A 23,231-nucleotide genomic window follows, 5' to 3' on the forward strand; every position below is an offset into this window, starting at 1 on the left:
CTTACTGTGTGATTGCTTCCTTCCTTGCTTCGTGCCTGACTTGTGCGCGCTATGCCGCGGGCAAATGCGTGGCTTGCGTCAATGCGTCGAGTGCGGCGCCCGCTGCCTGAACCGCCGAGCGCCTGTGGTAGAAACCCAAGGCACGCAGGCCGCCGAGTTCTTCGCCGCCACCCGCGCGGCCCGGTCCACCATGCAGCGACATCGGCATCACGTTGCCGTGGCCGGTCTGGCTCTGTTGAACCGCGGGCGAGATCGCGTGGACACGTCCATGCGAATCGGCGAGTTCCAGTGCGAGCTTGCCAGGATGGGCGTCGTCGTTCGCATAGATCGAAGCGACAAGCGAGCCCTGGCCGCGTCGCGCGAGTGCGATTGCGTGCGCTTCCGGGAGAGTTCCGCTTGCTGCCGAAGCGACGCGATACGGCGCCACGGTTGCGACCGGTCCAAACACTTCGACGTCATGCAGCAGCGTCGCGCTATCGGGATCGTTGACCACGAACAGATGAGGTCCGACGCAAGCCGAAATCGCTGCATCGGCATCGATAAAGGGTGTCGCCGAGCCGTCGTACGCGAGCACCGCTTCCTCGCGCAACGCGGCGATGCCGGCCAGCACGTTGTCGCGTTGCTCGCGGCTTACGAGCGAGCCCATTCGCACGGCCTCGTTGCGCGGATTGCCTACCGTGATTTTCGCGAGCTTTGCTTTGAGTGCTTCGAGCACCGCTTCGAGCGATGCTTCCGGCACGAACGCACGCCGGATCGCCGTGCATTTCTGACCGGACTTCACGGTCATTTCCCGCACCACTTCCTTGATGAACAGTTCGAAGGCGAGGGTATCGGGTGTCGCATCGGCACAGAGAATCGCGCTGTTAAGACTGTCGGCCTCGACATTCAGCCGTGCGCCGCGTTCGACGAAAGCCGGATGCGCACGCAAGGTTGCAGCGGTTTGCGCTGAGCCGGTGAACGACACCACGTCGAAGGCCTGAATCTGCTCGAGCAGACCCGCGGAACTGCCGCAGATAACGGATAGCGCGCCGGGCGGAAGAATGCCCGCGTCGATCACATCGGCAACCATTCGTTGTGTAAGCCATGCTGTCGCCGTGGCGGGCTTGATGATCACCGGCACGCCGGATAGCAGAGCCGGCGCTGCCTTCTCCCACAAACCCCACGACGGGAAATTGAACGCGTTGATAAAGAGCGCGACACCACGTGTCGGCGTGAGCACATGCTGCACGCTGAACGATTGGTCCTTGCTCAGCGATACGGCGTTGCCGTCGCGCAGCGCATGCACGTCGCCGAGCGAGGCGCCGAGTTTCGCGTAGTACGACAGCGTGAAGATGCCGCCGTCGATGTCGACTGCCGAATCATTGCGCGTGGTGCCCGAGTTCGCGGTTGCGATCGCATAGTAGTCGTCGCGTTTCGTCTGCAGCAGTTTGACGATTTCGGCGAGGCGGGCGGCGCGCTGCGCATAGGTCAGCGCGCGCAAGGCGGCGCCGCCTTCTTCACGCGCGAAAGCGAATGCATGGGTGAGATCGAGGCCCTGGCTCGAGACGCGCACGAGCGCTTCGCCGGTGACCGGGTCGGTCAATGTGATGCCGTCGCCGCTGCCCGCGACCCATTGGCCTGCAACGTAGTTATTCAATAGTTCGGTCATGGCGAGTCTCAGGCGGAAGGAGGCGGGGCGGTGAACTCGATCGCGCCTTGCGGCAGCAGATACAGCACCAGCGCCTGGCCGTCCGCGACGGTCGGGCGATGCGCGCTGCCGGGGCTATACACGCACCAGCCGGCAGGATGACCGTCGAAGGTGGCGCCTTCGGTGAGCGGCATGATCAGATCGATTTCGCCGTTCGGGTGAACGTGATGTGGACCGGCAATATCCTTCATATCCACGACGTCCACAGAAAAACCGTGGGTCTCCGGCAGCGCCTTGAAGATCCGGCCATAGCGAATGCCGCCGCCTTCGCGGTTGCACAACCAGCCTTCGGCCACGCCGGTGCGGCAGGCGTCCGTCAGATTGCGGAAGGTTGCGCTATCCGCGGGATAGGTGTCGTTGAGCCATGTGGCCAGCGTGCTGTCGAGCGGCCGGCCGGCAAGCTGCTCGGTCACGCCCGCAACCAGGCGTTGGAAGTTATGTGGGGACATGCAAGCCTCCAGATCGACGCGCGTACGCAGGTTAATTCATGCGTGTCGTCGCACCGTTTCCGTAACGCTGCCGAAAAACCTCGGTAGCGTTTGTTATTGGATCAATATTTGGCGAAAATTAACCGTTCACTCTGCACCTGTCAAGCACTATAGTACATGTAACGTATTCAAGAGGCAGTTAAACATGAACCAAAATTACTCTTCCACACCGCTGGATGATTCTGCCGATGAAGACGCAAGCCGCACGGAGCGGGCCGCCGGCGCCACTGAGCGCGCCGGCGAACGCGAGGAGCGTGATCCTTTTCTCACCGCAATGGGCGAGCGTGTGCGCCTGCTGCGCGCGCGCCGCGGCATGACGCGCAAAACGCTGGCGACCGAAACCGGCTTGTCCGAGCGTCATCTGGCGAATCTGGAGTCCGGGGTGGGCAACGCGTCGGTGCTGGTGCTGCGGCAAATCGCAGCGACGCTGAACTGTCCGCTGGCTGAAGTCATCGGCGACGAAACCACCGCATCCGCCGAATGGCTGCTGATCCGCGAATTGCTGCAAGGGCGCGACCAGGCGGCGCTGCAGCGCGCCCGCGTGGCGCTTGCCGAGATGTTTGCGCAAGCGCCGCGCGACCCGCATCGCAGGGACCGGATCGCGCTGATTGGCTTGCGTGGGGCCGGCAAGTCGACCTTTGGGCGGATGCTGGCGCAGGAGCGCAAGGTGCCGTTCGTCGAACTCACGCGCGTGATCGAGCAACTGGCCGGCTGCCCGCCGTCCGAGATTCATTCCCTCTATGGCGCGAGCGCGTACCGGCGCTATGAGCATCGCGCGCTCGAGGCGGTGATTCAGGAACACGAGCGCGCGGTGATTGCGTCGCCGGGCGGGCTGGTGTCGGAGTCCGGCACCTTCAACGCACTGCTGTCGCACTGCTTCACCGTATGGCTGCAAGCCACGCCGGAAGAGCATATGCGCCGTGTCGTGGCGCAAGGCGACCTGCGCCCGATGTCCGGTAACAAGGAGGCGATGGACGACCTCAAGCGCATCCTCGCGGGGCGCAGTGAGCTTTACGGCCGCGCCGACATGACCTTCGATACCAGCGAAAAAACCTTGGCCGACGCCTACTTGCAACTGCGCGACCGGCTTGCTGCAAGGCTCGCGGCCGAATCGCCGGATGAAGTACGGATCGGCTGACGTGCAGTGGGGTTCCAGGGTTTACTAGCAAACATGCACTAAAGTGCTTTACATGGGGTTGACGATGCACTATTGTTCGAGAAACAAGTTTCGCATCGTCCAGTCAGGAGACGCCCCATGTCCACAGCAGAAACCGCAATCGCGCCGGTCGATTACCGCACCGATCCCTCGCAGTACAAGCATTGGAAGCTGAGTTTCAACGGTCCGGTCGCGACCCTCGGCATCGATATCGCCGAGGACGGCGGCATCCGGGACGGTTACAAGCTGAAGCTGAATTCATACGACCTCGGGGTCGATATCGAATTGCACGACGCGATACAGCGCATCCGCTTCGAACATCCTGAAGTCAGAACGGTCGTGCTGACGAGTCTCAAGGACCGGGTGTTCTGCTCGGGCGCGAACATCTTCATGCTGGGCCTCTCCACGCATGCGTGGAAGGTCAACTTCTGCAAGTTCACCAACGAAACGCGCAACGGTCTCGAAGACTCGTCGCGTTATTCGGGTCTGAAGTTTCTCGCTGCCGTGAACGGTGCGTGCGCGGGCGGCGGTTATGAACTCGCGCTCGCTTGCGACGAAATCTATCTGGTGGATGACCGCTCGTCGTCGGTATCGCTGCCGGAGGTGCCGCTGCTGGGCGTGCTGCCGGGCACCGGTGGCCTGACGCGCGTCACCGATAAACGCAAGGTGCGTCACGACCGTGCGGACATCTTCTGCACGGTGGTGGAAGGCATTCGCGGTGAGCGCGCGAAAGCATGGCGTCTCGTGGATGAAGTCGTGAAGCCGAATCAGTTCGACCAGGCGATTCAGGCACGCGCGCTCGAACTCGCCGAACAAAGCGATCGTCCATCGGATGCGCAAGGCGTGATGCTCACGCGTATCGAACGCACCGATCGCGAAGACGGCCTGACTTACAAAACGCTCGACGTCACGATCGATCGGGCGAAACGCATCGCCACTTTTACGGCCAGGGCGCCGCAAGCCGGACAACCCACCGGGATCGACGCGATCGTCGCCGCCGGCACGAGCTGGTGGCCGCTGCAGTTTGCGCGCGAACTCGACGATGCGATCCTGTCGATGCGCACCAACGAGCTCGACGTCGGCACCTGGGTCTTCAAGACCGAAGGCGATGCACGCAATCTGCTCGCCGCCGACGCCACGCTGATGCAGCACAAGGACCACTGGTTCGTGCGCGAAACCATCGGCCTCCTGCGCCGCACGCTGGCGCGTATCGACGTGTCGTCGCGTTCGCTATTCGCGCTGATCGAACCGGGCTCGTGCTTTGCGGGCACCTTCGCGGAACTCGCGTTTGCCTGCGACCGCAGCTATATGGCGGCACTGCCAAGCAACGAAGACGAAGAGCCGGCTATAACGCTGACAGAAGCTAACTTCGGTCTCTATCCGATGGTCACGCATCAATCGCGCCTTGCGCGGCGCTTCTATGAAGAAGTCGAGCCGCTCGACGCGGTGCGCTCGAAGATCGGCCAGGCGATCAAACCGGTTGAAGCCGAGCGTCTGGGCCTCGTGACCGCTTCGCCCGACGATATCGATTGGGCCGACGAAATTCGCATCGCGCTCGAAGAACGTGCTGCCATGTCGCCGGATGCGTTGACCGGCCTGGAAGCGAATCTGCGCTTCAACGGCCCGGAAACCATGGAGACGCGTATTTTCGGGCGTCTCACCGCATGGCAGAACTGGATCTTCAACCGGCCGAACGCAGTGGGCGAGAAGGGCGCGCTCAAGGTGTACGGCAAAGGCAGCAAGGCGCAATTCGACGTCTCACGTGTTTGAGTTTCTTCGACACGACACGACGTAACGTTTAGCGACGCCACCTGCCCGGCGCGCGCCTCTCATCCGCAAGCTCTGTATTCCGACCAGGGAACCGACCATGTCTACGATCAATTACAGCGAAAAGATTCCGAACAACGTCAATCTCGCCGACGACCGCGCCCTGCAACGCGCGCTCGAACAATGGCAGCCGAATTTTCTGTCGTGGTGGGGCGATATGGGCCCGGAAGGCTCGCATGGCTACGACGTGTATCTGCGCACGGCGGTGAGCGTCGACGCGGGCGGCTGGGCGCATTTCGATCACGTGAAGATGCCGGATTATCGCTGGGGCATTTTCCTCACGCCCGGCGAGCAGGACCGCAAGATTCATTTCGGTGAGCACAAGGGCGAAGCGGCATGGCAGGACGTGCCCGGCGAGCATCGCGCGAATCTGCGCCGCATTATCGTGACGCAAGGCGATACGGAGCCGGCTTCGGTGGAGCAGCAGCGGCATCTGGGTTTGACCGCGCCGTCCATGTACGACCTGCGCAACCTGTTCCAGGTGAACGTGGAAGAGGGCCGCCACCTGTGGGCGATGGTCTATCTGCTGCACCGTTACTTCGGCCGCGACGGTCGTGAGGAAGCCGAAGCACTGCTCGGCCGCCGTTCGGGTGACGATGACAACCCACGCATTCTCGGCGCGTTCAACGAGAAAACGCCGGACTGGCTGGCGTTCTACATGTTCACGTACTTTACCGACCGTGACGGCAAGTTCCAGTTGTCGGCACTCGCCGAGTCGGGTTTCGATCCGCTCGCACGCACCACGAAGTTCATGCTGACCGAAGAAGCGCATCACATGTTTGTCGGCGAATCGGGCGTGTCGCGCGTGATCCAGCGCACCGCGCAGGTGATGAACGAACTGGGCACGGACGACGTCGCGAAGATTCGCGCGGCCGGTGTGATCGATCTGCCGACTATCCAGCGTTATCTGAACTTCCATTATTCCGTGACGATCGACCTGTTCGGCGCCGATCATTCGTCGAATGCGGCTACGTTCTATAGCTCGGGCCTGAAGGGTCGCTATGAAGAGAACAAGCGCGACGACGATCATCAATTGAACGGTCAAAGCTACAAGCTGCTCGACGTGCAGAACGGCAAACTGGTGGAGCGCGAAGTACCGATGCTCAACGCGATGAACGAAGTGCTGCGCGACGACTACATTAAAGATTCGGTGGCGGGCGTCGGTCGCTGGAACAAGGTGCTCGAGAAGGCCGGAATCGATTTCCGCATGACGGTGCCGCATAAAGCGTTCAACCGCCAGATCGGCACCTTTGCGGGTACTCGTGTGTCGCCCGATGGCCGGGTGGTCAGCGAAACCGAGTGGGCCGCCAACGAAGCGAAGTGGCTCGCAACGCCGGAAGATCGTGCGTACGTCGCTTCGTTGATGGGCCGCGTGGTCGAGCCCGGCAAGTTCGCGAACTGGATTGCGCCGCCGGCCATGGGTGTGAACCGTCAGCCGGTCGATTTCGAGTACGTGCGTTTCAATTGAGTACGGTGATTGGAAACGCGCGGTGTCGTATTCGCGCGAATATAGGGTGGAGGAAGTCATGAACGGCCCAGTATCGATCGAAGTTCTCAGGCAGCATCTGATCGATCCGGAAATCTGCATTCGCTGCAATACGTGCGAAGAGACTTGCCCGGTCGATGCGATCACGCACGACGAGAACAACTATGTCGTCAAGGCGGATGTTTGCAACGGCTGCATGGCGTGCGTGCCACCGTGTCCCACCGGCGCGATCGATAACTGGCGCACCGTGCTGAAGGCCGACGCATATCCCATTGACGAGCAACTCAAATGGGACGTGCTGCCGGAGCAGAACACGATGGCCGTGCCGGCGCCGGAAGAGGGCGACACCGGCGCATCGGGCGATGCGCCGGCAGACGCGAGCGGTATCGAAGTCGATACCGTGCGCGGCTCGGTCGTGCCGCCATGGTCTGCCGCGAAGCCCTACGTGAATCTCTATACCCACAAGGCGCCGACTACCGCAACGGTGGTCGGCAACTACCGGCTCACCGACGCTTCGACCGATAGCGATATCCATCACATCGTGCTCGATTTCGGTTCGATGCCGTTCCCTGTTCTGGAAGGCCAGTCGATCGGCATCCTGCCGCCTGGAGCCGCCGCCGATGGCCGCACGCATCACGCGCGGCAATATTCGATTGCGAGCCCACGCGACGGCGAACGCCCTGGCTATAACAACGTTTCACTTACCGTGAAGCGGGTTTCCCGACAGCATGGCGACGCGCTCGATGGAGTCTGCTCGAACTATCTGTGCGATCTGAAAAAGGGCGACGTGGTGAGCGTGATCGGCCCGTTCGGCGGCACGTTCCTGATGCCGAATCATCCGAACTCGCATCTGCTGATGATTTGCACGGGCACCGGATCGGCGCCGATGCGCGCGATGACCGAGTACCGTAGGCGGCGGCGCCTGAAAGGCGCGACCGGCAAGCTGATGTTGTTCTTCGGCGCGCGCACCAAGGAAGAGTTGCCGTACTTCGGCCCGTTGACGAATCTGCCGAAGGATTTCATCGACACGAACCTGGCGTTCTCGCGTACGCCGGGTCAGCCCAAGCGCTACGTGCAGGACGCGATGCGTGAGCGTGGGGTGGACGTCGCGCACATGCTCAAGGACGACAACACGCATATCTACGTGTGCGGATTGAAGGGCATGGAAGACGGTGTGCTGCAGGCGCTCAAGGAAATCGGCGAACAGCATCAACTCGACTGGGAAGCGCTGTGGATGAAGCTGAAGCGGGAAGGGCGGTTGCATCTGGAGACGTATTGAACGGGTAAGCGAGCTGCCAAGCCGCGAGAGCGATCTCACGCACTAGTATGAAAACCGGCTGACCGTGAAAAACGCAGCCGGTTTTTTTGCTTTCTATCTGGACGGGTCCGCGCCGTCCTCGTGCTGCGCCGGCGACACCGCGCCACACGCGCGGATCACCAACTGCACGACTTCCTCCGTGGTTGCTTCGAATGCCTTCTGTGTCAGCGCGCGCTTGCCTTTAAGCGCGCGAATCTGCGCGTCGAAGTCGGCGTAATGCTGGGTAGTCGCCCAGATCATGTACATCAATGTTTGCGCATTCACCGGCGCCAGCAGTCCGCGTGCGATCCAGTTGTCGATCACCTTCACTCTGCTGTCCAGCCAGGGCTTCACGCGCCCCGTGAGAATGTCCTCCATGTGTTCCGCGCCGTGAATGATCTCGCTCGCCCACACTTTCGAGCCTAAGGGCCGGCGGCGCGACAACTCCATTTTCGCGCGTACGTATCCGCCGATCGCTTCGACCGGATCGTCGCTGCACTCGAACGTATCCGCCGCGCGGTGCCAGTCCTCGAACAGGTCTTCCAGCACACGCCGGTACAGCGCGAGCTTTGTTGGGAAGTAGTAATGCAGGTTAGCTTTCGGTAAGCCTGCGCGCTCCGCGATCATCGCCGTGCTGGTGCCGTCGAGTCCTCGTTCCGCGAAAACGGCTTCGGCGCACGCCAACAAATGCGTTTCATTCGACTCGCGAATGTGCGCCTTGCGCCGCCGCAAAGGTGCGGGCGTTTCGTCCTTTGTCTCGTTGTTTTCGGTGATGTCGGCAGCCACGTTGTCGTCTCTCATGTTGGCCTTCATCGGCATGTGTGCCGCGTCGCGCTTCATTCTAGTCGTTTGAGCGCGGATGGGCGCACGCATTCGATACCGCCGATAAACGCGTGCTGCACTGCAATGGCACGCTTCTCGCTATGTTTTCCACCGTACGAAAGGTGTTGATTTGGCGGGCTTAATCGTCTACAACCTGTCCAACTGGACAGGATTGAGAGAGCGGGCGATGCCCCAGGGTTTGCCCTCTGAACAGGAGGCGATCGAAAGCATCGAGTGTGCACCGCCGCCGTGCGGCCACGCCCCAAAACCCGCCGCCCCTGCACCAGTTTCATGTCGGTTCACCGAAAGGAGCGAGACGAATGAACGCGGTATCCGAAGCGCTGAAGAGCGCAGAACCCACTACGTCGATCAAGGTCGACGGCAAGCGGTTGTGGGACAGCCTGATGACGATGGCGAAGATCGGCGCGACGCCCAAAGGCGGCGTCTGCCGGCTGGCGCTGACCGACCTCGACAAACAGGGACGTGACCTGATCGTGAGCTGGGCGAAGGAAGCCGGCTGCACGGTCAGTGTCGATCAGATGGGCAATGTGTTCATGCGCCGCACCGGCCGCAATCCCGCTGCATTGCCGGTCATGACCGGCTCGCACGCGGACTCGCAGCCAACCGGCGGCCGCTTCGACGGCATCTATGGCGTGCTCGGCGGACTCGAAGTAATTCGCAGTCTGAACGACCATGGCATCGAGACAGAACATCCGGTTGAAGTGGTGATCTGGACTAACGAAGAAGGCTCGCGTTTCGCGCCTGCAATGGTTGCCTCCGGTGTGTTTGCCGGCGTCTTCACGCTGGACTACGGTCTCTCGCGTAAGGACGTGGACGGCAAGACCATCGGCGAGGAACTCAAACGGATCGGCTATGCCGGCGATCTTCCTTGTGGCGGCCGCCCCTTGCACGCCGCGTTCGAATTGCACATCGAGCAAGGGCCGATTCTCGAAGCCGAGCAAAAAACCATTGGCGTGGTGACCGATGCGCAAGGTCAGCGCTGGTACGAAATCACGCTGACGGGGCAAGAGGCTCACGCAGGTCCCACGCCTATGCCGCGCCGTCGCGATGCTTTGCTCGGCGCCGCGCGCGTGGTCGATCTGGTCAATCGCATCGGGCTGGATAACGCGCCGTTCGGCTGCGCGACGGTCGGCATGATGCAGGTCTATCCGAACTCGCGCAATGTGATTCCCGGTCGTGTGTTCTTCACGGTCGATTTTCGTCATCCGGACGATGCCGTGCTCGCGAAGATGGATGCCGCGTTGCGTCAAGGCGTGGCGGATATCACGAGCGCGATTGGTCTGGAAACCGAACTCGAACAGATCTTTTACTACGCGCCAGTGGCTTTCGACGAAGCCTGCGTGAAGTCCGTGCGCGCCGCGGCCGAACGCTTCGGCTACCCGCATCGCAACATGGTGTCCGGTGCGGGACACGACGCCTGCTATCTGTCGCAAGTCGCACCGACCTCGATGGTGTTTGTGCCGTGCGTCGACGGGATCAGTCACAACGAGATCGAAGACGCCACCTTCGAATGGATCGAAGCGGGCGCCAACGTGCTATTGCACGCGATGCTCGGACGAGCGTGCGAGCCGGTTTCATAACGCTTTAGCGGTAGCCTCACCGTAGTGCCCATAAAACAAGCCGTCCCGGCTCCGCGTCAGCGCAGCCGGCAGGACCGGCTACGTCCTCACATCGAAGAAGGAACGTGTATGGCCATCAAGCAAACCGGCGATATTGCGGCTCACCGTCTATCGGCCGATCAACTCTCGTGCGAGTTCTCGGACATTGCGCCGCTGCTCGACGCGAGTGCCGCGGCTGCGGCGGCGAGCCGCTGTCATTACTGTTACGACGCGCCCTGTGTGAACGCGTGTCCGACGCAAATCGACATTCCCAGTTTCATTCGCAAGATCGGCAACGGCAATCTGAAGGGCGCGGCCGTCGACATTCTGTCGGCGAATCCGTTAGGCGGCATGTGCGCGCGCGTTTGCCCGACCGAGATCCTGTGCGAAGGGGCTTGCGTGCGCAACCATCAGGATGCGAAGCCGGTGGCGATCGGCGCGCTGCAACGGCATGCGACTGATTGGGCGATGGCGCGCGGTGAAGTGCTGTTCAAGCGTGCGGCCGAAACAGGGCGGCATGTCGCGGTGGTCGGTGCGGGACCGGCTGGCCTGGCGTGTGCGCATCGGCTTGCGTTGGCCGGCCATAACGTGACCATCTATGACGCGCACGAGAAAGCGGGCGGCCTGAACGAATACGGCATCGCCGCTTATAAAACCGTCGACGATTTTGCCCAGCGCGAAGTGGCGTGGCTGTGCTCGATCGGCGGCATAGAAATCAGGCATGGCGTAACGCTTGGACGCGACGTGGATCTCGACACGCTGCGCAAACAGCATGACGCGGTCTTCCTCGCGATCGGTCTGACGGGCGTGCGCGCGTTGGCGATGGAAGGCGAGGACCTGAGTGGCGTGATGAACGCGGTGGATTTCATCGAGCAGGTGCGCACCGCGAACGATTTCGGCACAGTGCCGGTGGGCCGCCGGGTCGTTGTGATCGGCGGTGGCAATACGGCCGTGGATGCGGCCGTGCAAAGCCGCAAGCTCGGCGCGAGCTCGGTGACGATGGTGTATCGGCGTGGCGTCGAATCGATGAGCGCGACGTGGGCGGAACGCGACTTCGCGCAGACCAACGGCGTCACGCTGGTCACGCACGCAACGCCGGTACGTTTGATTGGAGACGGTGGCGTGGTCATCGGCGTCGAGTTTGAACGTACGTCAGGCGATGGCAATCATGAACGCTTCGTAGTCGAGGCCGATATGGTGCTCAAGGCCATTGGACAGACCCTGGTGCCCGTCGGTATCGAGCGCGAATTGCTGACGCTGGACGGCAGCCGCATTGCTGTCGACGCAAACGGACAAACCTTGTTGTGTGGCGTGTGGGCGGGCGGCGATTGCGCGGCAACGGGTGGGATCGATCTGACGGTGCAAGCGGTGCAGGACGGCAAGACCGCTGCTGCCGCGATTGACGCCGAATTCGCCCGTACGGCCGTCAAAGCCGCGTAAGGCGACATAAACCTGCCTTAGCTACGCATCACACAAGATAAAACAGCAGTCCCCCAAGGAGCCGAACATGGCCGATCTGCGCTGTACGATTGCCGGCATTACGTCGCCGAATCCTTTCTGGCTCGCCTCCGCGCCGCCGACCGACAAAGCCTATAACGTGAACCGCGCGTTCGAAGCGGGCTGGGGCGGGGTGGTGTGGAAGACGTTGGGCCTCGACCCGCATGTGGTGAACGTCAGCTCGCGCTACGGCGCCGTGCAATGGAACGGCCAGCGCATCGCGGGCCTGAACAACATCGAATTGATTACCGATCGCCCGCTCGACGTCAACCTCAAGGAAATCGCACAGGTCAAACGCGACTGGCCCGAGCGCGCGATGATCGTTTCGCTGATGGTGCCGTGCAACGAACGCGACTGGAAGTGGATCTTGCCGCTCGTCGAAGATACCGGCGCCGATGCGGTGGAATTGAACTTCGGCTGCCCGCACGGCATGAGCGAGCGGGGTATGGGGGCGGCGGTGGGCCAGGTGCCCGAGTACATCGAAATGGTCACGCGCTGGGTGAAAGAAGGCTCGAAGCTGCCGTGCCTCGTCAAACTCACGCCGAATATCAGCGACATCCGCCTCGGTTCGCGGGCGGCCTATAAAGGCGGCGCGGACGGCGTGTCGCTGATCAATACGATCAACTCGATTGTCGCGGTGGATCTCGATGCAATGTCGCCGTTGCCGATGGTCGACGGCAAAGGCACGCACGGCGGCTACTGCGGTCCGGCGGTCAAACCGATCGCGCTGAACATGGTGGCCGAAATCGCACGCGACGTGGAAACGCCGAATCTGCCGATTTCCGGCATCGGCGGTATTTCGACGTGGCGCGATGCGGCCGAATTCATGGTGCTCGGCGCGGGCAGCGTGCAGGTGTGCACCGCGGCGATGCATTATGGATTTCGTATCGTCTCCGATCTCGCGGATGGCCTCTCGAACTGGATGGACGAGAAAGGTTACGCGACGCTCGACGACATTCGCGGCCGTGCCGTGCCGAACGTCACCGACTGGAAATACCTGAACCTCAAATACGACATCAAGGCGCGCATCGATCAGGACAAGTGCATCCAGTGCGGCCTCTGTCATATCGCCTGTGAAGACACGGCTCACCAGGCGATCATGAAAGAAAAAGATGGCGTTCGGCATTTTGAAGTGATGGACTCCGAATGTGTCGGCTGCAATCTGTGCATGCATGTGTGCCCGGTCGAGCAGTGCATCACGATGGAGCGGGTGGACAGCGGCGAGTACGCGAACTGGACCACGCATCCGAACAACCCTGCGCGGGTCAATGCTGGAGCAGGCGACACGTCGGACGCGGCTGAAGCCGTCGAGCACGCCCATGCCGCAAAAGCAGCCTGAAACATGGGCTATCTGTAAGAAAGGAAACGCAGCGTTTGTACTGAACCTGGTGTTTTCCCAAGGCCCGACGCGCCATCAGAAGTCGCGCGGGCCTCAACGATCAGTGGAGATCTTTCGATGAAGCAGACAGCGCAACCCGTCGATCCGCAGTTTGCGGCCGGCGCGCAGGGCAGCAGTCTTTATAACGACGACCTTGCGCCCACCGGCATCGCGCAGCGTACGTGGCGTTGGTATCACTTTGCCGCGCTCTGGGTCGGGATGGTGATGAACATTGCGTCGTACATGCTCGCAGCCGGGTTGACGGAGGAGGGCATGTCGCCGTGGCAGGCGGTGGCGACGGTGCTGCTCGGCAATCTGATCGTGCTGGTGCCGATGCTGCTGATCGGACATGCGGGCGCGAAGCACGGCATTCCTTATGCGGTGCTGGTGCGTTCCTCGTTCGGCACGCAAGGCGCGAAATTGCCGGCGATGCTGCGCGCGATCGTCGCGTGCGGCTGGTACGGCATTCAGACATGGCTTGGCGGCAGCGCGATCTACACACTGCTGAACATTCTGACCGGCAACGCGCTGCACGGCGCGGCCTTGCCATTTCTCGACATCTCGCTCACGCAACTCGCGTGTTTCCTGGTGTTCTGGGCGCTGCAGATCTACTTCATCATTCACGGCACCGATTCGATCCGCTGGCTCGAAAGCTGGTCCGCGCCGATCAAGATCGTGATGTGTATCGCGCTGGTGTGGTGGGCGACCTCGAAGGCGGGCGGACTCGGTTCGATGCTGTCGGCGCCGTCGCAGTTCGTGCCGGGTGGCAAGAAGGAGGGCATGTTCTGGGTGACCTTCTGGCCAGGCCTCACAGCAATGGTGGGTTTCTGGGCGACGCTGGCGCTGAATATCCCCGACTTCACCCGCTTTGCCAGGACGCAGCGCGATCAGGTGATCGGCCAGTCAATTGGCTTGCCGATTCCGATGGCGCTGCTCTCGGTGATCTCCGTGGTGGTGACCTCGGCGACGGTGGTGATCTACGGCAAGGCGATCTGGGACCCGATCGACCTGACGAGCCGCATGACCGGCATCGGCGTCGGCCTTGCATTGATTATTCTGACGCTGGATACGATGTGCTGCAATCTGGCGGCGAATCTCGTCGGTCCGGCTTATGATTTTTCGAGCCTGTGGCCCAAGGGTATTTCATACCGCGTCGGCGGCATGATTACCGCAACCATCGCCATCGTGATGATGCCGTGGAAGATTCTCGCCACCACGCAGGGCTATATCTTCACTTGGCTGGTCGGCTACTCGGCTTTGCTCGGTCCGGTGGCGGGCATTCTGATGGTCGACTACTTCCTGATTCGCGGCACGCGGTTGAACGCGCGTGAACTGTTCGACGAGCATGGTGAGTACAGCTACACCGGCGGCTGGAATATCGGCGCGGTGGTGGCGCTTGTGATCGGCGTGCTGCCCAATCTGCCTGGTTTTTTGCACACCGCGTTTCCGGCATCGTTCCCGAACGTTCCGGCCATTTTCAATACGCTCTATACCTATGCCTGGTTTGTCGGGCTCGCGTTGGCGTCGATCGTATACAGCGCATGGATGAAGCTGAGCAAGGGGCCGAGCGCGCGCGTGGCGAGTGCGTGAGTGGGCAAATGCTTGAATGCTTGAATGCATGCGCATGAGCCAGGCGCGCAGCAGACGAAATAGGTAATACGTAGCACCGAAACCAGCAGTTCATAAGGAGGCGGCAACATGACGACCCTGATTCGCGGCGGCACGATTATCGACGCGGACGACACGTATCGTGCGGACGTGTTGTGTGCGGACCCGCAGGATGGCGGCACGATCCTGCAGATCGGAGCGGACCTGGCAGCGCCGGCCGGCGCCACGATCGTCGATGCGGGTGGGCAGTATGTGATGCCCGGCGGCATCGATCCGCACACGCACATGGAATTGCCGTTCATGGGCACCACGGCCAGCGACGATTTCTATACGGGTACGGCCGCGGGTTTATCCGGCGGCACGACCAGCATCATCGACTTTGTGATTCCGAGTCCGAAGCAGCCGTTGATGGAGGCGTTCAAGGAATGGCGGGGCTGGGCGGAAAAGGCTTCGGCGGACTACGGTTTTCACGTCGCGGTAACGTGGTGGGACGATTCGGTCTATCGCGACATGGGCACCCTGGTGCACGAACATGGCGTGTCGAGTTTCAAGCACTTCATGGCCTATAAGAACGCGATCATGGCCGATGACGAAGTGCTGGTGAACAGCTTTTCACGTTCGCTCGAACTCGGCGCGCTGCCTACCGTGCATGCGGAAAACGGCGAACTGGTGTTTCAGTTGCAGCGTCAGTTGCTGGCAAAGGGCTTTACGGGCCCGGAAGCGCATCCGTTGTCGCGGCCGCCGGAAGTCGAGGGTGAGGCTGCCAACCGCGCGATTCGCATCGCCCAGGTGCTGGGCGTACCGGTCTACATCGTTCACGTCTCCTCGAAAGATGCGGTCGACGCGATCGCGCGCGCTCGCAGCGAAGGCCTTCGCGTGTTCGGTGAAGTGCTGCCGGGCCATCTGGTGATCGACGAAGCCGTGTATCGCGATCCCGACTGGACCCGTGCCGCAGCGCATGTCATGAGCCCGCCGTTCCGTTCCGCGGAGCATCGCGAAGCGTTGTGGCGGGGGCTGCAAGCAGGGCAGTTGCACACCACCGCGACCGATCACTGCGTGTTCTGCGCGTCGCAGAAGGCCATGGGGCGCGATGACTTCACAAAGATCCCGAACGGCTGCGGCGGTGTTGAAGATCGCATGGCGGTGCTTTGGCATCACGGTGTGAATTCGGGGCGTCTCACGCCGAATGAGTTCGTGCGCATCACGTCGACTAACGCCGCGCAGATCTTCAACCTGTATCCGCGCAAGGGTGCAGTGCAGGTGGGCGCGGATGCCGACCTGGTCGTATGGGACCCGGCGGCCAGCAAAACGATCTCGGTGAAGACGCATCATCAGAAAGTCGACTTCAACGTGTTCGAAGGAATGACGGTGCAGGGTGTGGCGATGCACACGCTCACGCGTGGCGCACTGGCATGGACCGATGGCGAGTTGCGGGCCGTGCGTGGCGCTGGGCGTTATCTGAAGCGCCCGCCGAATCCGGCTTATTTCGACGCGATCCGGGTGGCCAACAAGCGCAAGGAGCCGCATCCGGTGGAACGGTAAGCCGTTTGCAATCTGACGGGCGGCCTCCTCGCGCCGCCCGGACTGACCCTTTTCGACGCCGCGCGTTCGCCGCGGCGATACCCCTCCCGCGTTTTCCCCGATGGCGTCCGGCACGTGTTCCGTGGTGCGATGCATGCCGCGTCTTCAATATCTGCTGTAAAGCCGAATTCGACGTTGCATGAGATGTTCTGGCTGTTCGCTTAGCACGCACGCGCATATTGATCGGAAACCTGATCCTTTGTAAAAACGCGGACCGTTTGCTACAGTCCGCCCACTCTGTCTGGCCCGACCGCCGGCGGAATGCCGCACACCACACCATGCAAACGACGTAGCAAACTTTACGGAGCCACCTGATGAAGTCGATTCGTTCCATTCTGCTGATCGCACTGCTGCAAGCGGTAGCCCTGAGCCCGGCATTCGCTGCTGACGAGCTCGCGCAGATCAAGTCCGCGGGCGTGTTCAAGATCGGCACCGAAGGCACTTACGCACCGTTCACGTACCACGATGAATCCGGCAAGCTAACGGGTTTCGACGTCGAGATCGGCACGGCGATTGCGCAACGCCTGGGCGTCAAGCCGCAATTCGTCGAAGGTAAGTGGGACGGCCTGATCGCCGGCCTCGACGTGAACCGCTACGATGCGGTGATCAACGAAGTCGCCGTCACCGACGCGCGCAAAGTCAAATACGATTTCTCGGACCCATACATCACTTCGCACGCGGCGCTGATCGTGCGTTCGGACAACACCACGATCAAGACGTTTGACGACCTGAAGGGTAAGAAGTCGGCGAATACGTTGACCAGCAACTTCGGCAAGATCGCGGCCGCGCATGGCGCGGATGTGATTCCCGTGCAGGGCTTCAACGAATCGATCGATCTGTTGACGTCGGGCCGCGTCGACGCGACCGTCAACGATTCGCTGTCGTTCCTCGACTTCAAGAAGCACAAGCCGGACGCGAAGGTGAAGATCGCCGCGCTCGATACGTCGGCGGACAGCAGCGACAAGTCCGCGGTGCTGATCCGCAAGGGCAATCCTGATTTGCAGGCGGCGATCAATAAGGCGCTTGCCGATATGAGGAAAGACGGCACGTACCTGAAGATTTCGGAAAAGTACTTCGGTAAAGACGTTTCCCAATAAGCGCTACCAGCGAGTCTGAATCATGCCGGCATGGTTGCATCTGATGGCGCAGTCGCTGTGGCCTCTGCTGTATGCGGGGCTGGTCTTTACCGTGCCGCTCACGCTGGCATCGTTTGCGATTGGTATTGTCGTGGCGTTCATCGTCGCGCTGGTCAGGCTATTCGGGCCGCGCTGGGCGATAGCGTGCGTGCGCTTCTATGTGTGGCTATTTCGAGGCTCGCCGTTGCTGGTGCAACTGTTCGTGATTTTCTACGGACTGCCGAACGTGGGCATCGTGCTCGACCCGTTGACGGCGGCGATCATCGGCTTCTCGCTGAATGTCGGCGCGTATAACTCAGAGGTCATCCGCGGCGTGATCGAGTCGATTCCGAAGGGGCAGTGGGAAGCGGCGTATTCGATGGGGATGACGCGGGAGCAGGCGCTGCGCCGCGCGATCCTGCCGCAGGCGGCGCGCGTTGCGTTGCCGCCGCTGTCGAACTCGTTCATTGCGTTGGTGAAGGACACTTCGCTTGCCGCGGTGCTGACTGTGCCCGAGGTGTTTCAGGCGGCGCAGCGGATTGCCTCGGTAACGTATGAGCCGTTGATTCTGTACACCGAAGCGGCACTGGTTTATCTCGTGTTCAGTTCGGTGTTGTCGTCGGCGCAAGTGCGGCTCGAGCGCAAGTTTGGCCGTCACGCACTTTTTCAGGCGAGCAACTGATGATTCGACTGGAGAACATCGACAAGTACTTCGGCGAGAACCGCGTACTGAGTTCAGTGGACTTGCAACTTGAGCCGGGTAATGTGACTGCGCTGATCGGGCCGTCCGGCAGCGGCAAGAGTACGCTGTTGCGCTGCGTGAATCTGCTGGAAATTCCGGAGGCCGGATCACTTGAGTTAGGCGACCAGCGCCTTGAATTCAGCCGGGATCACAAACCATCGCGCGAGACGGTGCTAACGCTTCGCCGCCGCACTGGCATGGTGTTCCAGAATTTCCAGTTGTTTCCGCATCTGACGGTACGGCAGAACGTGATGGAGGGTTTGCTGACCGTACTGAAGTGGGACAAGGAGCGGGCGCGCGTACGTGCGGACGAATTGCTGGAGAAAGTTGGCATTGCGCACAAGGCGGACGCATGGCCTTCGACGCTGTCCGGCGGCCAGCAACAGCGGGTAGCGATTGCGCGCGCGCTGGCGCCGTCACCGGAGGTATTGTTATGCGATGAGCCGACGTCGGCGCTCGACCCCGGCCTGGCAGCGGAAGTAGTTGATGTTCTGAAGCAACTGGCCACAGAAGGCATGACGATGTTGATGGCGACGCATGACCTGCGGCTTGCCGCGACGATTGCGCGGGACGTGGTGTTTCTGAACAATGGTGTGGTGGTAGAGGCGGGCCCGTCGAGGGACATTTTCATGCAACCGCGCGAACGGGAAACGGAGCGTTTCGTATCAACGCTGACACACAGCCTCCCGGACGCATGGACAGCGCAAGGCTGACGGGGCAGACCAAACGAGAACGAAAGCGCCCTCATCAGCCCCCGGTCAGCAAAAAGAAGAGGGGCGCCGAAGCGCCCCAAAAGAATACGACAGCACGAAACCAGCAACCACTGGTTTGCCGGCAGACCTTTCCGGCGAGCGCGCAGCGCGAGTCGGGAGGTATGACTGCCTTGTCACTGAGGTGGAATGTGCGAGGAGACAGATTCCAGATGTACCACTACCGCGGCTGTGCGGGGGACCCGCTTAAGAGCTAGCGGTGTAAAGCCGCTTTCTTTTGCCTACTTTTCTTTGCGGCAGGCAAAGAAAAGTAGGTGCCGCCCCGCACAGGGGCAACGCTAATAGACCACTAACACAGCAAGGAAAGGCCAAAGATCAAAAGACCAAAGGCCAGACCAGCAAATCAAACCACAACGCGCTCCGCGTCATCCCTCAACGCAACATCAAAAAACCGCCCTTGTGCCTCAGCACCAGCCCTCACATAAGCCCGATTAACCCCACTAATCACAGCCCGAATCGAAGCCGTGACAAGGTTGGCATCGATGCCAACTCCAAAAGCACTCCCAACCACATCAGCCCCAGCCATCTCGGCGACAGCCACAGCACGAGCATCGGCACCCTGCGTCAAAGCCCGTTCCTCATAGTGCTGAATCCGCACAGGCACACCAATCGCGTGCATCAACGCATCAAGTGGCCCATTCCCTTCGCCATTCAGCACGCGCCGCGAGCCATTAATCTCGACGGTGAGCTTGATATGCTCACGCCCATCGTGTTCAGACAGACTATGTCCAACATAGTGAATCGGCGCAGTACTGCGCACATACTCCTGCTGGAACAATTCCCAGATCTGCGAAGGCGTAACTTCCTGACCGCTGTCATCGGTAAACCGCTGCACAGCAGAGCTAAAATCGACCTGCAAGCGCCGCGGCAACACCACCCCATAGCTCTGCTCGAGCAAGTAGGCAATCCCGCCCTTACCAGACTGACTATTCACGCGAATCACCGAATCGTAGGTCCGACCGAGATCGCTCGGATCGATCGGCATATACGGCACTTCCCACATCGCATCCGGTTTCTGCACAGCAAAACCCTTCTTGATCGCATCCTGATGCGAACCGGAGAACGCGGTGAACACGAGATCGCCGACATACGGATGACGCGGATGCACCGGCAACTGCGTGCATTCCTCGGCGGTACGCGCGACTTCATTGATATTCGAAAAGTCGAGTTCAGGATCGATACCCTGCGTGTAGAGATTCAACGCAAGCGTCACGAGATCGACATTGCCGGTGCGCTCACCGTTGCCGAACAAACAGCCTTCGATCCGATCTGCTCCAGCCATCACAGCCAGTTCCGCGGCAGCCACCGCGGTACCCCGATCGTTATGCGGATGCACTGAAACGATCAACGAATCGCGGCGTGCGAGATTGCGGTGCATCCATTCGATCTGGTCGGCGTAAACATTCGGCGTCGCCATTTCCACGGTAGCGGGCAGGTTGACGATCGCTTTGTGGTCGGGCGTCGGCTGCCAGATATCGAACACGGCGTCGCACACTTCCTTGGCGAATTCGAGTTCGGTGCCGCTGAACACTTCCGGACTGTATTGCAGCGTGAAGTGGGTTTCCGGCGCGGCATCGGCGAGACGCTTCATGGTGCGCGCCGCATTCTGTGTGAGTTCTTTCACGCCGCTCTTGTCGAGGCCGAATACGATACGGCGGAATTCGGGCGCGGTGGCGTTGTACAGATGGACGATGGCGCGCGGTACACCACGCAAGGATTCGAAGGTGCGTTCGATCAGGTCGTCGCGAGCTTGGGTCAATACTTCGATCGTAACGTCGTCGGGGATATGACCGCCTTCGATCAACTCGCGGACGAAATTGAAGTCGGTTTGCGACGCAGACGGAAACGCGACTTCGATTTGCTTGAAGCCGATCTGCACCAGCGTCTTGAACATGCGCATCTTGCGTTGCGCGTTCATCGGCTCGAACAGCGCCTGATTGCCGTCACGCAGATCGGTACTCATCCAGATCGGCGCACGTGTGATGCTGCGCGACGGCCACTGGCGGTCCGTCAAGTTGATGGGCTTGAACGAACGATATTTGGTAGCAGGGTTTTTCAACATTTTCATCATCCTTGGGATCGATCAACCTGGGTGTCGACCGGACGACGAACAGACAAAAGCATGGCCGCCGGTCGGAAACCGGGGCTGGGTCAGTTACTGGGGAATTGAGCGGTGCTTCGGGTGTTTCAGATGGAAGCGCGCAGCAGCAGACCTAGCCCGGTAGAGCGGGCTAGTAGTAGCGATAGGGTGGTCTGGGCGCGGTACATAGTGAGCAATAAGAACATACTATTGAGATCGCGTCAAGCGGAGCGCACTGAGGCGTGGGCCCGCCGGAGGAGGCTTATCGTGCCGCGCAGCGCGCTGGGGTTGCTCTGGAACCCGAGCACGGCAAGCCTGTCACCTTGGCTTCACGAAACGCAAGGTCATACGGTCCGATTCGCCGATCGCTGCATATTTCGCCCGGTCGACGTCATGGCCTTCATACGTGGGCGGCAGCGACCACACGCCATGCGGATAATTTTTCGTGTCCCGCGGATTGCTGTTCACCTCGCTTTGGGCGGCCAGTTCGAACCCTGCCGCGCGGGCGTGCTCGATGACATAGGCTTCGGTCACATAGCCGCTGTCGATGGTCTGTTGCAGGGAGGTGCCCGGCGCCGCGCGATGTTCCTCGACACCGAGAATGCCGCCCGGTTTAAGTGCCGCGTAGAAGGCGCGCAGGTTCGCGTCGATCTCGCCGTCCTTGATCCAGTTGTGGATATTGCGGAAGGTCAGCACCTCGTCGACGCTGCCATTGGCCGGAAAACCATTGAACTGGCCGGCGCGCAGCGTGCCGACTACCACATTGCCGTAGATAGCCGGCGTGTTCGCCAGCTTTTGGGCGAAAGAGACTCGGCCGGCCTGTTCTTCAGCCGCCGACGCGGCGTCCGGGCTGTCGTATTGCGCTTCGTACAGTTTGCCGTGGTCGTGCAAATAGGGCGCGAGTATTTCCGTGTACCAGCCTCCGCCCGGCGCGATCTCAAGTACGGTTTGCGAAGACGCCACTTCGAAGAATTGCAGCGTTTCCTTCGGATGGCGGTAGATATCGCGTGCACGGTTCCTGTCGCTGCGCTGTGGCCCGGAGATTGCCGCATCGAGCGCGGCAGAATCGGCCGCCGCGGAAGAGTTCGACGTGGCCGGGGCGGCGCAGGCGGCCAGCAACAGCGCTGCGCTCAGGGCTGCGAGTGTGGCGCGCAGTGTGCGAGCCTGGGGCGTGGGGTGGAGGTTCATGGGCTCATTATCGGGTGCGATCCGCCCGGAAAGAAATCGCCAATCGGCATAACGATATGCGCTGGCGCTATTTGCCGCGACCGCATCGGCCGCCTCACGCCTGTTCCACATCCGCCCCACGCCCGTTTCAGATTCCGAACACAATCCGCAACGTATCGTTTTCCATGATCACAGAGACGCCGATTATCAGCAGAATCAGCGGCAGCAATGCGGTACCGTAGCGCCGGATCGGCGCGCCCAGCAACGGATGCTCCACCAGCCAGACCGCGCCCGCGCACCAGATGCCGATCATGACGACGAATATCAGCGAGATGAACATGCCCTCGCTATGCGAATGACTTGCGTACAAGGGCACATAGACGGCGATATTGTCAGAGCCGTTGGCGAGCGCGACGCAAGCCACGGTCCACCATGACGAGCCGGTGCCGGACGGAGTTGGCGTGGTCGAGTTAGTTGGCCTGGCCGGTGCATTCCTATGCGCGACGGTGCGCGCCTCGTTCTCGCGATCCGTGTTGCCTGGCCGAAACCGCGTCCAGGCTTTACTCACACCCACACCGATCGGCAAGATGCCGAGCAGGCCGACATAGCCGGTGGGTAACCGTTCCAGCAACGCGGCAACCAGTATCGCCCCCGCGATCAGGGCGAGCGAACCGGCGAACTGCCCGGTGATTACGCGTCGCCGCTGGCCGCCTGCTTCCGCAAGGAAGGCGAGCAGCACGAAAAGGTTGTCGATATTGGTGGCGGCATAGGCCGCCACCGAGAGCAGGGTAAGGCTGAGCATGCGGCAAAGGAAAGCGGGTCAATCACGGTGGAAAAACGGATCTGCACCCGCGAAGCAGGTCCAGCCGGAGAAACAGCAAAAACAACAGCGCGCCGCGGGCATGGGGCCG

Annotated in this window: 18 protein-coding genes; 12 read left to right on the forward strand and 6 right to left on the reverse strand. The window is 61.2% G+C overall.

Annotation, left to right across the window (positions count from 1 at the left end; all coding sequences use genetic code 11):
• Positions 1–49: 49 nt before the first annotated feature.
• Together GH665_RS06085 and GH665_RS06090 are read right to left on the reverse strand one after the other, a co-directional pair.
• Positions 50–1,648, reverse strand: a complete 1,599-nt coding sequence (locus GH665_RS06085) for a 3,4-dehydroadipyl-CoA semialdehyde dehydrogenase (RefSeq protein ID WP_153135088.1) — start codon at positions 1,646–1,648, stop codon at positions 50–52.
• A gap of 8 nt (positions 1,649–1,656) precedes the next feature.
• Entirely contained in the window at positions 1,657–2,136 is a 480-nt protein-coding gene (locus tag GH665_RS06090) for a DUF4863 family protein (RefSeq protein WP_153135089.1), read from the reverse strand.
• A gap of 184 nt (positions 2,137–2,320) precedes the next feature.
• On the opposite strand from GH665_RS06090, the gene GH665_RS06095 reads away from it, so the two are divergent.
• From GH665_RS06095 to boxA, 4 genes are all read left to right on the forward strand, one after another.
• Positions 2,321–3,313: a helix-turn-helix transcriptional regulator gene (locus GH665_RS06095; RefSeq protein WP_153135090.1), complete on the forward strand. Its 993-nt coding sequence runs from the start codon at positions 2,321–2,323 to the stop codon at positions 3,311–3,313.
• Between the two features lie 117 nt (positions 3,314–3,430).
• Positions 3,431–5,101, forward strand: a complete 1,671-nt coding sequence (gene boxC / locus GH665_RS06100; RefSeq protein ID WP_153135091.1) for a 2,3-epoxybenzoyl-CoA dihydrolase — start codon at positions 3,431–3,433, stop codon at positions 5,099–5,101.
• Positions 5,102–5,198: 97 nt separating this feature from the next.
• Positions 5,199–6,626: a benzoyl-CoA 2,3-epoxidase subunit BoxB gene (gene boxB, locus GH665_RS06105; protein ID WP_153135092.1), complete on the forward strand. Its 1,428-nt coding sequence runs from the start codon at positions 5,199–5,201 to the stop codon at positions 6,624–6,626.
• A 58-nt stretch (positions 6,627–6,684) separates the two neighbouring features.
• A complete protein-coding gene (gene boxA, locus GH665_RS06110; RefSeq protein WP_153135093.1) occupies positions 6,685–7,923 on the forward strand; it encodes a benzoyl-CoA 2,3-epoxidase subunit BoxA in 1,239 nt (412 codons plus the stop codon).
• A 93-nt stretch (positions 7,924–8,016) separates the two neighbouring features.
• Here the strand turns inward: boxA and GH665_RS06115 are convergent, their stop codons facing one another.
• The gene (locus GH665_RS06115; protein WP_153135094.1) at positions 8,017–8,781 is read right to left on the reverse strand and encodes a TetR/AcrR family transcriptional regulator; all 765 of its coding nucleotides are present in this window, start codon (positions 8,779–8,781) and stop codon (positions 8,017–8,019) included.
• 302 nt (positions 8,782–9,083) lie between these two features.
• Here GH665_RS06115 and GH665_RS06120 point away from each other — a divergent pair, with 302 nt between their 5' ends.
• The 8 genes from GH665_RS06120 to GH665_RS06155 all read left to right on the forward strand — a co-directional run bounded on the left by GH665_RS06120 (position 9,084) and on the right by GH665_RS06155 (position 19,016).
• The gene (locus GH665_RS06120) at positions 9,084–10,364 is read left to right on the forward strand and encodes a Zn-dependent hydrolase (protein ID WP_153135095.1); all 1,281 of its coding nucleotides are present in this window, start codon (positions 9,084–9,086) and stop codon (positions 10,362–10,364) included.
• 108 nt (positions 10,365–10,472) lie between these two features.
• Positions 10,473–11,822, forward strand: a complete 1,350-nt coding sequence (locus GH665_RS06125) for an NAD(P)-dependent oxidoreductase (RefSeq protein WP_153135096.1) — start codon at positions 10,473–10,475, stop codon at positions 11,820–11,822.
• 67 nt (positions 11,823–11,889) lie between these two features.
• Entirely contained in the window at positions 11,890–13,218 is a 1,329-nt protein-coding gene (preA, locus tag GH665_RS06130) for an NAD-dependent dihydropyrimidine dehydrogenase subunit PreA (protein WP_153135097.1), read from the forward strand.
• 117 nt (positions 13,219–13,335) lie between these two features.
• On the forward strand, positions 13,336–14,847 hold the full coding sequence (locus tag GH665_RS06135) for an NCS1 family nucleobase:cation symporter-1 (protein WP_153135098.1): 1,512 nt from the start codon (positions 13,336–13,338) through the stop codon (positions 14,845–14,847).
• A gap of 108 nt (positions 14,848–14,955) precedes the next feature.
• Complete coding sequence (hydA, locus tag GH665_RS06140; protein ID WP_153135099.1) at positions 14,956–16,407, forward strand: dihydropyrimidinase; 1,452 nt, start codon at positions 14,956–14,958, stop codon at positions 16,405–16,407.
• A 353-nt stretch (positions 16,408–16,760) separates the two neighbouring features.
• Positions 16,761–17,543, forward strand: a complete 783-nt coding sequence (locus GH665_RS06145; RefSeq protein ID WP_153135100.1) for an amino acid ABC transporter substrate-binding protein — start codon at positions 16,761–16,763, stop codon at positions 17,541–17,543.
• Between the two features lie 22 nt (positions 17,544–17,565).
• Positions 17,566–18,243 (forward strand): amino acid ABC transporter permease, encoded by a 678-nt coding sequence (locus tag GH665_RS06150; RefSeq protein WP_153135101.1) that lies wholly within the window; start codon positions 17,566–17,568, stop codon positions 18,241–18,243.
• Positions 18,243–19,016 carry an amino acid ABC transporter ATP-binding protein gene (locus GH665_RS06155; protein ID WP_153135102.1) on the forward strand — a complete coding sequence of 258 codons (774 nt, stop codon included), beginning with the start codon at positions 18,243–18,245 and terminating at the stop codon, positions 19,014–19,016. The genes GH665_RS06150 and GH665_RS06155 overlap by 1 nt, the downstream gene beginning before the upstream one ends.
• Positions 19,017–19,416: 400 nt before the next feature.
• Here GH665_RS06155 and leuA read toward each other — a convergent pair whose 3' ends face one another.
• The 3 genes from leuA to GH665_RS06170 form a co-directional block, all read right to left on the reverse strand.
• Positions 19,417–21,135: a 2-isopropylmalate synthase gene (gene leuA / locus GH665_RS06160; protein WP_153135103.1), complete on the reverse strand. Its 1,719-nt coding sequence runs from the start codon at positions 21,133–21,135 to the stop codon at positions 19,417–19,419.
• A gap of 336 nt (positions 21,136–21,471) precedes the next feature.
• Positions 21,472–22,341, reverse strand: coding sequence for a class I SAM-dependent methyltransferase (locus tag GH665_RS06165; protein WP_153135104.1), 870 nt, complete (start codon positions 22,339–22,341; stop codon positions 21,472–21,474).
• Between the two features lie 127 nt (positions 22,342–22,468).
• Positions 22,469–23,122, reverse strand: coding sequence for a cadmium resistance transporter (locus GH665_RS06170; protein ID WP_153135105.1), 654 nt, complete (start codon positions 23,120–23,122; stop codon positions 22,469–22,471).
• Positions 23,123–23,231 lie beyond the last annotated feature (109 nt).

The organism is Paraburkholderia agricolaris, from assembly GCF_009455635.1.
GTDB lineage: Bacteria > Pseudomonadota > Gammaproteobacteria > Burkholderiales > Burkholderiaceae > Paraburkholderia > Paraburkholderia agricolaris.

Excerpts from the sequence above, each read along its gene's own strand:
- GH665_RS06085 (WP_153135088.1), bottom strand. The coding sequence starts at position 1,648 with ATGACCGAACTATTGAATAACTACGTTGCAGGCCAATGGGTCGCGGGC.
- GH665_RS06090 (WP_153135089.1), bottom strand. The coding sequence starts at position 2,136 with ATGTCCCCACATAACTTCCAACGCCTGGTTGCGGGCGTGACCGAGCAG.
- GH665_RS06095 (WP_153135090.1), top strand. The coding sequence starts at position 2,321 with ATGAACCAAAATTACTCTTCCACACCGCTGGATGATTCTGCCGATGAA.
- boxC (WP_153135091.1), top strand. The coding sequence starts at position 3,431 with ATGTCCACAGCAGAAACCGCAATCGCGCCGGTCGATTACCGCACCGAT.
- boxB (WP_153135092.1), top strand. The coding sequence starts at position 5,199 with ATGTCTACGATCAATTACAGCGAAAAGATTCCGAACAACGTCAATCTC.
- boxA (WP_153135093.1), top strand. The coding sequence starts at position 6,685 with ATGAACGGCCCAGTATCGATCGAAGTTCTCAGGCAGCATCTGATCGAT.
- GH665_RS06115 (WP_153135094.1), bottom strand. The coding sequence starts at position 8,781 with ATGAAGCGCGACGCGGCACACATGCCGATGAAGGCCAACATGAGAGAC.
- GH665_RS06120 (WP_153135095.1), top strand. The coding sequence starts at position 9,084 with ATGAACGCGGTATCCGAAGCGCTGAAGAGCGCAGAACCCACTACGTCG.
- GH665_RS06125 (WP_153135096.1), top strand. The coding sequence starts at position 10,473 with ATGGCCATCAAGCAAACCGGCGATATTGCGGCTCACCGTCTATCGGCC.
- preA (WP_153135097.1), top strand. The coding sequence starts at position 11,890 with ATGGCCGATCTGCGCTGTACGATTGCCGGCATTACGTCGCCGAATCCT.
- GH665_RS06135 (WP_153135098.1), top strand. The coding sequence starts at position 13,336 with ATGAAGCAGACAGCGCAACCCGTCGATCCGCAGTTTGCGGCCGGCGCG.
- hydA (WP_153135099.1), top strand. The coding sequence starts at position 14,956 with ATGACGACCCTGATTCGCGGCGGCACGATTATCGACGCGGACGACACG.
- GH665_RS06145 (WP_153135100.1), top strand. The coding sequence starts at position 16,761 with ATGAAGTCGATTCGTTCCATTCTGCTGATCGCACTGCTGCAAGCGGTA.
- GH665_RS06150 (WP_153135101.1), top strand. The coding sequence starts at position 17,566 with ATGCCGGCATGGTTGCATCTGATGGCGCAGTCGCTGTGGCCTCTGCTG.
- GH665_RS06155 (WP_153135102.1), top strand. The coding sequence starts at position 18,243 with ATGATTCGACTGGAGAACATCGACAAGTACTTCGGCGAGAACCGCGTA.
- leuA (WP_153135103.1), bottom strand. The coding sequence starts at position 21,135 with ATGTTGAAAAACCCTGCTACCAAATATCGTTCGTTCAAGCCCATCAAC.
- GH665_RS06165 (WP_153135104.1), bottom strand. The coding sequence starts at position 22,341 with ATGAACCTCCACCCCACGCCCCAGGCTCGCACACTGCGCGCCACACTC.
- GH665_RS06170 (WP_153135105.1), bottom strand. The coding sequence starts at position 23,122 with ATGCTCAGCCTTACCCTGCTCTCGGTGGCGGCCTATGCCGCCACCAAT.